This window comes from Nitrospirota bacterium (assembly GCA_040754395.1).
In the GTDB taxonomy this organism is placed as follows: Bacteria; Nitrospirota; Thermodesulfovibrionia; order Thermodesulfovibrionales; family SM23-35; genus JBFMCL01.
In genome coordinates, this window is sequence record JBFMCL010000021.1 from 1 (window position 1) to 12,024 (window position 12,024).

Consider the following 12,024-nt stretch of genomic DNA (forward strand, 5'->3'; position numbering starts at 1 on the left):
CAGGCGGCCTGGCGTATTGCCGTCGAGGCCTGGCTGAATAAGAAAGGTTTTGTAACCGTGACCCTGAATGGAAAAGTGTTACCCAGTTTTTTCTGATTTCGGTATCATTAACTCATGGCGTGCACAACTATTAGAGCTTAAGGATTTGATTCATAGTGGCTTGCCGACATTCGATTACCACTTCTTTGAACTTTCCTCATTTTTGCGGAATAAAGATTCAGTTCATAAGATCTACCAACAATATGATGGGCATGTAGTTATAAGGGTAATCCCTACCGATAGCCAATATCAACGGTTAACCATAATTGACAAAACATTAGAAGATTGTTATCGGCTATTGGCAAAAAAGATAGAAGATAAAGCTATGCCTTATTACAATGTGGTAATCAATGAATATGACCCAGCCCAATATGCTGGAGTTATTATTTCTTGGCCGGAACGACTTATTATCGAAATGGTTGCCGATGTAGATTTGGAAAAGTTATCGCATAGCCGAATTGTGCCATGGCATGCTGAATTTGCAGAACATTTCCCATATTCTTTTCGAAAAATGATTTACAATGAAAATATCAATCATGACATAAAAGAGATAATGTGGGGCGTTATTAAGTCCATTTCTTCTGTTGAGTATGACGGCTATTCAATTCCGCGTTTTATCCCAATGGTCGGGGATTTTGAATTCGTCATATCAAAAAGGAGTGGAACCTTGAGATTCGTGGACTATAAAAATGTTTGGTGGAAATTATTTAGGAGTTCAGGGAAATAAGTCCTTTGGGGAAAGTATGGGGTCGGCCGGAATACTCAGCTCAGCCCTGATAATTCCCAAAAGAAACACACAGAATATTCAACTTATACAGAAGAGTTTAGTACTGTGAGAAGTTATTCCATGAAGTCCAACGTGTCAGAGTGTTCTAAACAAACACTTCTTCTGCAACAGGCAAGTCTTTGCTGGATCTGACTGAGATTAATCCAAAAGAAGCCAGATTACGGATTGTTTTTGCCACTTCAGATTTGTCATAGGAAGGTCTTCTTCTTTGTTTCCATTCCATAACCTCATTTAAAACATCACCTTCAGATGGCATTTCTTTATGATCTTTTTGATACGATTTCGCTGCAAAATGTACTGTTGAAGCAAGTTCTGCTTGATGTGTTGTATTTATTCTAAGGAATAGATCAGTAAGTCGTTCAATGATAGGTTGCGCTTGATGAATCTCTTCTCGATATAGCTTTAATGCATCATCAAAAGTCGGCCCGGGCCGGACACTGAACATTCTCCCAAGCTGTTCCTCTTTAATCAGACCATTATTAACAAGTTTGGTTATCTTGAATTTCAGATCTGCTGCAAAAGGGCCGAAACTACCACGGGAATAACTCAATCCGGTTTTCAATCCTAATTCAGTTGCAAAATATGCGATCTTTTGGAACATTGTTCTGCCTATTGGCCAATGATAGGGTTCATTTTCGATTCTCGCAAGAACCTCAACAATCGCTATCAATCCGGGCTCAATTTTGTTGTTGATTGATCTGCCTGATATGACTGCCTGTTCGACATCTCTTGAAAGGAACTCCGGCGTAAGTTCTTCAGGCGAAGTTCCGAGTGGAGCATACAGTTCCACGGGAATATCAAGTTTTTTCATATGCCTGTATAAAGTCGGGCCGACAATTTTCCATTCAAGCTGTCCATGTCCACAACCAAGTGGCGGTAAAGCAATAGATGTAATACCCCACTCTTTATAATGCTGTTCAAAAAAATTTAAGCCTCTTACTATATCTGATATGTTAGAAACCGAACGCCAGTGTTCCTTTGTAGGGAAATTTAATATCCATGGAGCGGTAAGTTTCTTGTATAGATAGGGCTCACCAAGTTTTACCTTGCCTTCAGCACATCGCTTAACATAGTCTTCGAACATATCAGGGAAACGCTTTTTAAATTCAAGGGCAATCCCTTTGCCCATTATGCCGACAGTATTTACTGTATTTACCAGTGTCTGACACTTAGACTCGAATAAATCACCAACCAAAACGTTTACCATCATATCCTCATTGGAAAAACAAATCCGGATTAACAGTGATTATAAATTCCGGTTTAATTTCATTGATTATATCATAAAGATTTATTTTGCTCTCTTCGCATGAAACATATGCACCAAGAATATAATCTGTTGGCACCTTATCAGGCACTAAGACTTCTGAGCACTTTATCGAAGCATGACGGAATTTTTCTATTGGATCATCGTGAGTCCAATACCTTGCAAATACACGCTCTCTGTCAATTACCCTTAAACCTTCTGATACTCTATAAAACCTGACGTAATCACTCGAAGCATTTCCGTCTGTAATTACCACCTGAGGTAAATTGTAAATATCCTTGTTCACTTTAACTACACATAATTCTCTATGAAAATCCTTTCTTTTAAACATCATGGGGTTTCTTGCATGAAAATAGAGATTTACATATTGATGTAATGGCCGTCCACCGGGAACAACCACCTTTTTGCGTCGTTCCTGAATTTCATCCATAGCAACAGACTGATGAGGAATTTTCTCTGCCCTCTTGTGAGACAGGATGCCCATCGTACAAATAGATCCCATATTCCTAAGCGGGGTAATGTAGTGAAGTTCTTCTAAGTCCTCAAAGGTCACTGAATATTTTTACCCGTCCTTTTTATCGTTCTACTGCCTTTTCAATAATCCCCGCTACGTCAGCAGGATCTTTGGATACAGCCCATTGCCATTTACCAAACCCGCCGTGAGCATTAACTGCCCGAACCCATTCATCCAAAAAATTTCGCTTTGTTTTGTCTTTTGGAGCATCCTTCCCTTTTGTTTCAAGAACAAGATAATCACCTGTTTTTAAGCGGATTATAAAATCGGGACGGTACTTGTGAACTATACCTTCAAAGACATAAAGAACTTCAAAGCCAAGGTGATCGTTCTTCACCCATGCTGAGATATTTGAATTCCGGTCAAGTTCAAATGATTCGCTCGCTTCCCATGTGCTATCAAATACACAGAAATTGATATGAGATCTTTTTGTATGTGCGCAAGGCTTACCTGTATACCATGTACGCATGTCTCCAGTTGAGCGGATAGGATTGTCTGTGTCAAATATAGGCTCAAGCGACTCTGTATTTTCGCATCTGATTTCTTCCCAGATATGTTGAACTGTTTTAGACATATTTAAAAGTATTAAAATCCTATGTCTAATCTCCTCCTGATAAAAAAGAGGTGGATTGATCCTGATTTTATCAGATGCGATAAATTGCTCAACAATCCTGATGAGCTGTGCAAGAAGAAATTCTTTGTTTCCACTCCAGGTCGGCTTCATCTGGTCATATATGTCCCTTGCGGTCTCAAAGATGATTTTTTGCATTCTGAACTCCTTACCTAAGTCCTCAAGGTCTATTTCGGATATTTTTGTAATATCGGGCTTCCCATCTATAATAGGAGCCATTTCAACTAGTCTTGCAGTGTCATACGCATTCAATTCAATTGGTTTCACCTTGTCAATGTCCAGCTTTAGCACAGGTTTATATGAATGGTTAATGCGGATAATATTGGGCCATTTAATTTCATATTGCTGTTTTTCTTTGACAGGCTCTATCTTAGTCTTTGGTGATGGCGGAGGCGGCGGTGGGCCATCTGTAGATTCATGAGGCAGAAACGTAAAAGGCACTCCAAATATGTTTACATATTCTGCATCGAATAAACCGGTTTTTGGATTAACTTCATAAGAGGTTCTCCTCAACCCCCTGCCCACAACCTGTTCACAAAGCAATTGGCTTGAAAATGCACGAAGACCCATTATATGTGTAACCGTCTTTGCATCCCATCCCTCAGAAAGCATACCAACAGAAATCACTTTCTGGATGCGCTCTCCTTCTTTTCCAGTCTGTCCGACTGTATCAACAGTTCTTCTTAAAATTTCTGCTTGCTCTTTCTTGGAAAGCTTTTTTACAGGCTCCTCGTTTTGATCTTCCTCGTCAGTAATTTGTTCGATAGGGCTAACCTCTTCTTGTGATTCAGCTATTTCGAGAACCTTTGAATCTATGTGCAGTATTTGTTCAGGAATGCACAGTTCATCAATTCGAATCTTTTTATGTTCAAATGCATAGTGTACTCTTGCAGCGGTCTCAGTCCTGTTAGCGACGGTTATCATTACAGGTGGTGTAGGGAATTCAGAATTCTCCCATTTTTTTGCTGTTTCAAGCCAGTCCTTGCCGAGAAGGTAATAACCATTTATGACAAGATCCGGTAGTGTTTCATGTTCCTCAGCCTTTCTGCTTAAGTCATCTTTGACATCAGGGTCATTGTAAATATGATAAAGGCGCGATTTGTAATCCTTTGTTAGCTTTCCATCGTCTCTGACAACAACACGCGGTGTTTTTACCAGACCTGATTCTATTGCATCATTGAGACCAAAATCGCTTATAATCCAATCAAACAAAGCCTCTTCAGAACTCTTTTTTCCTGAAGGCGCAAAGGGAGTTGCTGAAAAATCATAACAGTTTAATATTCCTCTTGTTTTATGAATTCTATCCAGCCCACCTATCCATTTTGTTGCTTCCTCGATATCTTCTTTACTGACTCCTTTAATCTTTGATTCAGCAGGAATGCGCCATGCGTGATGGGCTTCGTCATTTATAACAACAATATTTTGTGCTCTGGCTATTTCTCCCAATACTTCACAGACATATGCCTCATTGCTTTTTACACCTCTTTTATCAACGCTCTTTTTCTTTGCTAATTTCTCTTCTGTTTCCCAGTTTAGTGCATGCCAGTTTCTGATAAGCACCTTTCCCTGACGAAGTTTGTCCAGCAATGCCACAGGGATTATATTGAATTCCTCATAATAATTGTTTTTACCTGAAGGCAGTAAAACCTGAAGGCGACTTTTAACAGTTAATCCGGGAGCTACAACAAAGATATTTTTTGAAAATCTCGTATCCTGCGGATAGGTTATTTTGTTTAATACCTGCCATGCTATCAGCATGGCCATAACAATGGTTTTGCCGGACCCTGTTGCCATCTTTGAACAAAGTCTTCTAAATTCTCCTCCGTCTGAAGGAATTTCTATGCCTACTTTTTCAGAATCAGGCGCTTCATTAAGCCATATGATGGTTTCGATTGCTTCTAACTGACAGAAGAAAAATCGTTTGAATTCCCTTTCTTCTGAATTATGCCAGTGTTCAAGAAGCCGTTTTGTGATGCCCGTTACGCCTGCATATCCTGATTCGCGCCATGCTTTGACGCGTGGACGGATTTTATTTACAATGGGGATTTCTATGAATATGCCGGGATCATCAAATGCTCTAGAACTTTCAGATGCGATTACATATCCGGCAGGACGTCTGCCTTCTTTGAGAGAAAATGTGCGGGTCTCCCTATCATAACTCCAGTAATGTTTTGGTTCTTCATAAGGAGAATTGATAATAAGCTGATCAATTGTGGTCTTCATTTATCAATTTCTATAATCTTCAGACTCTCGATCCCTCTATCATCCACAATCTTTACTGCAATGCGCTGATGATCTCCTGGCTCAAAGGGCAATGAAACATTTCCCCGATATGCTTCAATCAATTCTTCGTCAATTTCTGCCTTAAGGTTTTTTGCAAGCCTTGACCATCCGTCCTTCTCTCCTGCCATCGGGAAAAATACCTGCCTTGGGAAAAGGCTTCTGCCGTCGTAATCAGTGTCCAGCATCCACATGGCGATCCTGTCAGTACCGCCTGATTCGATGTTCCCTGTCTTTGTGTTGTAATAATCAAAACCAAGAACTTCAATTTTATATAAAATAGTCTTGTCCTCTTTGGATTTCTTAGTTTTGCTTTCCTTCTTAGGCACGACTTCGACCAGTTTCACATCGGGCTGTCCCATAAGCCAGAAGCTTTCATTACTTGCTCGCTTCTTTTTGAGGTCATCAGTTAGCAAATCCGTGTTCATCTGGACTTTAAGCAAAGTCACACCCGGCCAGTTTGTCTCATCAATGTCTTTTGCAGCCTCAGGATCGAATTGGAAGGATGCGAAGACAATAATTTTTGGTTTTGGCACAAGTTTCTGTGCTTCTTCAATCGCAAGCGCAACCTGTCGCTGCTCTAACGGCGCATGTTCAGGGCCAAAAGAAATAACTGCTCGCTCCGGCTGCCCGTACGATGCCCGCTTTTCACCTACTCTATCCGCGCCCAAATCATTCGGCTTTGTTTCCGCATCTGCATGAAGCCAGCGAGTGCCCGGTAGAGGTTCAACACGTGAGAAAAAGATGTATTGATTGTTTTTCCCTCGAATTCCGCATTTTAATAATTCATCTCTCCATTCATTCTGTCGCAAGGTTTCGCCAGAGCGGACAACTGATTCGTCAGATGCTGGAATCTCTTCAATTTCAGATAGTGGCGTTACAATCGGCGCAGGCACAGCCTCTACGGTAAATGGCCCCGTAACTCTTGCCAGCGAATTATCCACAAAAGGCTGGTCATAAAGCGTCTCCTGTCCAGCTGGCTCATTTTGTGCAATCGAACCAAGAGTAATATGAGGTACAGTTTTATACCTAAAACCACTCCCCACACCCTCAGCAGGATGTGCAAGCTCATAATAATCAAAAAGCGCAGTCATCAACCTCTGTTTTGCAAGCGTAGTTGAAACACGGGATGTATCACATGTTACCCAACGTCTTCCCCACTGCTCGGCAACATAAGCAGTCGTGCCTGAACCACAAGTGGGATCAAGAACTAAATCGCCCGGATCTGTAGACATAAGCATGCATCTCTGAACAACAATAGGATTTGTTTCCACTGCATACCGTTTTGTTTCTGTAAAACCACCTGCAGTATACGGCCAAAGGTTTGCCATTTCCGTAACAGGGTAATCATCAAAAAAGAGCACATAGTACAATTTATCTCCTAACACAATAAGGCGGCGCTTTTCTGCAAGCCGTTTCATGCCAGACTCATTGGTTTTCCAACTTTTGCCTTCGGTTGGCATAAATGTTTTTCCGTTAAACTCAAATGGAAATACACAGGTAGCAGTACGACCCGTGGACGATAAATCAAGTCTTCTAAATATGCGACAACCCTTTGGCAAATTCGCTGGATTGTTTTTTTCTTCACTTGACATTTTTCTTCTTGTGCCATCTGATAATTCAATAAAAATGAATTCGGTGTTGTCGCTAAGTTGTCGTGGTTCATAAAGTTTCCTAAACTTGACATGCTTTTTATCTTTGGCGTACCAAATTAAATAATCACAAATACCTGCTAATCCAGATGTACCAAGCGGAATTTTAGTCTTGAAAGGAATGATTGAAAAGAAGTTTTTCATCCCAAAAACCTCATCCATCAATTCTTTAACATGGTGCACATTTTCGTCCGAAATTTGCACGAAGACACTTCCGCTTTCGTGGAGAAGTTCTCTTGCAAGAAGTAATCTGTCTCTCAGGTATGTTAAATATGAATGAATGCCAAGCTCCCATGTATCCCTGAATGCCTTTATCATCTCAGGTTCCTGTGTCAAATCTTCATCCTTGCCGTCCTTAACATCACGCTTATTTACAAAAGGCTGAAAATTGCTACCGTATTTGATACCGTAAGGCGGGTCAAAGTAGATCATCTGCACCTGTCCTGCAAGCCCTTCCTTTTCGATAAGGGAATTCATAACAAGCAGGGAATCACCAGCAATCAGACGGTTAGACCAGTTATGTTTATGCTTGTAAAATTCTATCGCATCCCGCAGGGGAGGATTCTCTTCGGGAGACTCGAAAAGAGAGCCCTGAACAAACCCATTTCCATTTTTTTTCTTTCTTACTGCCTGAATGATTGTTCGTGGATCAATCCTTTCATGGACATGAAGGGAAACTGTCTGTACTTCAAAAGATGCATGTTCAGCCTTGCCAGCCCATTGTAAAGAAGGGTCTAAATGCGGATCATAGGCATATTTCTTTTTCCCGGCTTCTTTATCAGTCTCAGGAGTGACAAGTCCAACCGGAGGATTATTCAGCCTCTCTTTTCCCTTATGATCATATTGCTCAATTGGCTTCTTATCTGACTTCTTTTTTCCCCTTGCCATTATTAATCTCCCCAAATTTCTCTAAATAATATTATTTTAATCAACTTATTTCAATATGTACAAAAAAGCGCGAATATTCAGGGGCTTGGCCGAGGCTCGCGGTGCTTATTACAAATTACAGCGCAAAGGGACATAATGGGGACAATAGGGACATTTTTGAACACTCAAGGAATACGCCAAATGCACCAAGAAATGCCCTGATGATTTATCAGATTACCCGTCATAAACCCGTCAAACCCGTCACAACAGGGCCACCAAAGGGGTAGTAGCGCAAATTGGTCGTTCTTCAAAAAGCAACTCTTCATTGCTGTAGTAAAATTGTAGTAGTCTTCTGCGTTTTATGCAGATTTGTCGGCAATAGCCGGAATATAGAGAAATGCTTTTTATGCTTACTAATCAAAGTGTTACGCTGAAACCATTGCCAGTAGCCACTTTGCAAAAATTGCCTCTTAAGTGTACCTAAACCTGGTGCCGCAGGTTCGATTCCTGCAGGGGGTACCATCCTTCTTCCTTTTAAATCAATAAGTTACAGATGGGTTCCTTAATCCCGAATGCCTTCGGGATTCAATCCCTCAGGGGGTACCATATTTTTCAAGGACTTAATTTTTCTCGTCTTTTTTTAATCCCCGAATATACTTCTGCGACCGTAGATTCTAAGTGGAATCAATTTTGATACAGTTGACACAGAATACATGAGAATAGAGAGAAAATCTCGGTTGAAATGGGAATGACACGGTCTTATGTCTAATGTTGAGACCTGACCCCTAGTCGTTCTGCCCGGGAGAAGGAAGCGTCATGAGGACTTTTGTCCCTTTTCCGAGGACAGGCTGGATATCGAGTCTGCCGTAATTTCTCTTGACTGCGAGGTGTGCAATTGCGAGCCCGAACCCGCTTCCAAAATACTTGGTCGAATAGAAAGGGGAAAAGAGCTTTTCCGGATCTGCGAGTGTTATCGGGATACCGGTATTGAATATCTCGATCTGCATGCGGTTGGGAAGGAGGGGATTTGTTGCAGATGAGATTCTTATATGCGGGTTGGCCGGATCGACCGCTTCGAGGCTGTTCTGCAGAAGATGAAAAAACAGGGCGTCCATATCCGCGGGATCACCAAGAATGAAAGGAGCGGTTTTCTCAAGTGCAGTGTCGATCCTGATATCCCCGGCGCTTTTTTTCATGTTGAGGCGTCCCACAGTCTTCTGGATGAGTTCTTCAAGCAGAATCGGTTCAAGGTGCATTGCCCTCCGGGACATTTCGATGAACGTCTTTGTATCCGCGACCATCCCCTCACAGACAGCGCTATCCGAGATCAGGGTCTCGTAGATATCGTATGAAGGGTCATGAGGGTGAATCTTTTTTTTTCAGCCGCCGGACATTCCCTCCGATGGTCGTAATCTTGTTCCTCACACGGTCGGCAACGCCCTTAATGATTTCCATATCGCACCGCGCGTGCGCTTCGATATATGCGTCCGTCTCGATCAGGATGCAGAAGTCCAGGAGCCTGCCGACGGCCCGGGAGACTCCCTCCATCTTCTCAAGGGGTATTCCGGACAGGATGACCCGTTCGCAGAACTGCCGGGTTATCGAGAACCCGAGGTTCGAAAACCTCTGGTCAAGGTTGACTTCGACATGCCGTATGCCGATTTTCCAGAGATAGCTCAGGAATTCATCATCAAGTTTGCCCTGAAAGAGGATTTCGAACCAGTCTGCCCATGCTTTCTTGAGAGAACCGGGGACTTCATAGTGCGTCAGAAATATTCCCGTTTCAGGGATATGCACAAAGAAATCGTATAGGTAATCAGCGAAGGCCTCTTTTGCACGGACAAAGATTTCCCTGAACGGTGCAATTGCCCGCAAGTCGCTCTCGTCCAGACCGAGCTTCTCCCTGAAAAAATGCAGCTTCTGATATGGCACAGAAAGCATCGCAGATCTTCTCCTGTACTCCACTGAGTGAAGTTATGATAAATCTACCTCTTCTGAAAACGCATGTCAAATGCCGAACCGGGCAAAAGCAGCAAATGTGCTGTTTCCCCTGAAAAATCTCAGGCACGCACTGGGGATTTCCTGTATATTCTCACCTGTGAGAATGGTTTTGCATGAAATGAGAACGGGGATGCATCTGTTCGGGCAGAAAACCCCTGTCCCGGGCCGGTTTCGGCGTATCTTCATGAATGGCACGCATATTGCGAAAAAAGGAATAAATCTGCGTGAAAGGTGTACGACAGTGGACAAAAGAAGGCATCAGAGGTTCATCAAAAGGCTTACGGCGAGGTTCGTGATCAGGAATGAAACCTTTACCGGAATTTCGAGCGATATTTCAGAAAATGGTATTTTTATCCGGACGACGCGCGGTTGTCCTGTCAACACCCCGGTTGATATCATGCTGTTGATGCCGGACAACCGTGTCTCCGTGCTCAAGGGCATTGTCAGAAGGACAACGCGTACGCCGATTGCATCGATGAAAAACGGAATGGGTATCGAGATCATGGAGAAAGACACGCTATTCATGAATCTCGTGCAATCACTTAACACCGCATCAGCACTGAGCGCAGCCGGCACTCCTCCGGAGCCGGGAATGCCAATGTCCCCTGAGGCAGGGGATCACAGCCGGAAGGCAACAGACACGGAGAGAAGGCGGCACAGAAGGGTAGCGGTCGGGCATTTGCAGATCAGCGGGGAAATCCCGAATGCCCGGAAGATTGACATTCTCAATATCTGTCCGGACGGCCTTTCTGCAAAAGCAGACATGAGGCTGAATATCGGGAATAACTATCTTCTTAAAATAGCGTACAAGGAAAAAGAGTTATCAGTGAGGGCATCGGTTATATGGTCTCTTATCGTTGACCTGAGGAAAGACCACACTGACAACATTGTCCCGGTGTATTCTGCAGGCATGCAGTTCAATGGGGTGTCCGTTGAGCAAATGCAGGAGCTGATAAAGCTTATCGAAGACCAGGAAGAGGCAGGCAGATCACGGAGTGCCATGCCTTTCCCGCACGATGAATTTATTGATTTGAACGAACATTTCAGTGAACTCTTCGAGGAGTTTGCCAGGTGATCTGCTGATGTCGACCTTGTCTCCGGGAAGGAACAGAAGACTGTCCCGGATGATGTCAGGACAGGGTTCCCCATCAGGAATCTGATTTCATTCCTTCGCGTTTTGCCCTTGTCATGTCCGCTCCCCTGAGTGTTGCCTGTCTCAGATCCGCATTCGACAGGTCGGCAGCGATGAGCGCAGTTTCCAGAAGACTTGCTTCTCTCAGGTCAGCCGAGACAAGAGTCGCGCCATTCATGTCTGTACCGTGCAGCATTGCCCCGCGCAGGTCCGCATGGGAAAGGTCAGCGCCTATCATGCTTGAAGCGCGGGCATTCGTGTTCCGGATCACGGCATGCACCATCCTTGCCAGCACCGCTTCCGTCATCTGGATATTCGCCCCTGAAAGGTCCGCCTTTTCAAAGTTTGCGGATGAGATTCTTGAATTGGTAAAGTCCGCGTCCTTCAGGTTCGCTCCTGAAAAATCAGCTCCGAGGAATGAGGAGAAGGTGAGGTCAGACTTCTCCAGATTTGCCCTGCTGAAGCGTGCACCGATGAAATTCGCACTGCTCAGATTGCTGCCGGACATATCCGTATCATCAAAATCCGACATGCTCGCATTTACCCCGCTCAGGTTCGCACCCTTCAGGACTGATCCCTTAAACCGCATGGCGATCAGGTCAAGCTTGCTCAGGTTGACCCCTGACAGATCATATCCCGAAGCATTGCCCTTTGTTTTCGACAACTCTATTACCTGCTGCCTGGAAAGTTTTTCCATGTTTTCCCTCCTGTTGTGTATTCGGCCTGGTCCCTGCCGGCTGCGGTTGCCCCGAACAGGCTCCTGTGTTTTTATGTACGGATGATAATAGTCTATCAAATGTCCGGCATGAAACCGAATCTCTTCTTCCCTATCCCGGGGCAGTCCATTATAATTAAAT

At 43.5% G+C, this 12,024-nt stretch carries 9 protein-coding genes; 2 read left to right on the top strand and 7 right to left on the bottom strand.

The genetic code is table 11. The features are described from left to right. Positions 1–337 precede the first annotated feature (337 nt). Entirely contained in the window at positions 338–766 is a 429-nt protein-coding gene (locus AB1552_10750) for a hypothetical protein (GenBank protein MEW6054247.1), read from the top strand. Positions 767–911: 145 nt separating this feature from the next. Here the strand turns inward: AB1552_10750 and AB1552_10755 are convergent, their stop codons facing one another. The 6 genes from AB1552_10755 to AB1552_10780 all read right to left on the bottom strand — a co-directional run bounded on the left by AB1552_10755 (position 912) and on the right by AB1552_10780 (position 9,975). Then, positions 912–2,036, bottom strand: a complete 1,125-nt coding sequence (locus AB1552_10755) for a macro domain-containing protein (protein MEW6054248.1) — start codon at positions 2,034–2,036, stop codon at positions 912–914. Positions 2,037–2,040: 4 nt separating this feature from the next. Next, positions 2,041–2,643 (bottom strand): DUF4433 domain-containing protein, encoded by a 603-nt coding sequence (locus tag AB1552_10760; protein ID MEW6054249.1) that lies wholly within the window; start codon positions 2,641–2,643, stop codon positions 2,041–2,043. Positions 2,644–2,665: 22 nt separating this feature from the next. After that, a complete protein-coding gene (locus tag AB1552_10765) occupies positions 2,666–5,458 on the bottom strand; it encodes a BPTD_3080 family restriction endonuclease (protein ID MEW6054250.1) in 2,793 nt (930 codons plus the stop codon). Then, positions 5,455–8,055: a site-specific DNA-methyltransferase gene (locus tag AB1552_10770; GenBank protein MEW6054251.1), complete on the bottom strand. Its 2,601-nt coding sequence runs from the start codon at positions 8,053–8,055 to the stop codon at positions 5,455–5,457. The genes AB1552_10765 and AB1552_10770 overlap by 4 nt, the downstream gene beginning before the upstream one ends. Before the next feature lie 764 nt (positions 8,056–8,819). After that, complete coding sequence (locus tag AB1552_10775; protein ID MEW6054252.1) at positions 8,820–9,335, bottom strand: ATP-binding protein; 516 nt, start codon at positions 9,333–9,335, stop codon at positions 8,820–8,822. A gap of 55 nt (positions 9,336–9,390) precedes the next feature. Beyond that, positions 9,391–9,975, bottom strand: coding sequence for a protoglobin domain-containing protein (locus tag AB1552_10780; protein MEW6054253.1), 585 nt, complete (start codon positions 9,973–9,975; stop codon positions 9,391–9,393). 301 nt (positions 9,976–10,276) lie between these two features. Between AB1552_10780 and AB1552_10785 the strand changes: the two genes are divergently transcribed. Next, a complete protein-coding gene (locus AB1552_10785) occupies positions 10,277–11,110 on the top strand; it encodes a PilZ domain-containing protein (protein MEW6054254.1) in 834 nt (277 codons plus the stop codon). Between the two features lie 73 nt (positions 11,111–11,183). Here AB1552_10785 and AB1552_10790 read toward each other — a convergent pair whose 3' ends face one another. Then, on the bottom strand, positions 11,184–11,864 hold the full coding sequence (locus AB1552_10790) for a pentapeptide repeat-containing protein (GenBank protein ID MEW6054255.1): 681 nt from the start codon (positions 11,862–11,864) through the stop codon (positions 11,184–11,186). Positions 11,865–12,024 lie beyond the last annotated feature (160 nt).

Bases quoted from the DNA above. Each gene is read 5' to 3' on its own strand.
- AB1552_10755 (MEW6054248.1), bottom strand. From the start codon at position 2,036: ATGATGGTAAACGTTTTGGTTGGTGATTTATTCGAGTCTAAGTGTCAG.
- AB1552_10765 (MEW6054250.1), bottom strand. From the start codon at position 5,458: ATGAAGACCACAATTGATCAGCTTATTATCAATTCTCCTTATGAAGAA.
- AB1552_10770 (MEW6054251.1), bottom strand. From the start codon at position 8,055: ATGGCAAGGGGAAAAAAGAAGTCAGATAAGAAGCCAATTGAGCAATAT.
- AB1552_10775 (MEW6054252.1), bottom strand. From the start codon at position 9,335: ATGGTCGCGGATACAAAGACGTTCATCGAAATGTCCCGGAGGGCAATG.
- AB1552_10780 (MEW6054253.1), bottom strand. From the start codon at position 9,975: ATGCTTTCTGTGCCATATCAGAAGCTGCATTTTTTCAGGGAGAAGCTC.
- AB1552_10790 (MEW6054255.1), bottom strand. From the start codon at position 11,864: ATGGAAAAACTTTCCAGGCAGCAGGTAATAGAGTTGTCGAAAACAAAG.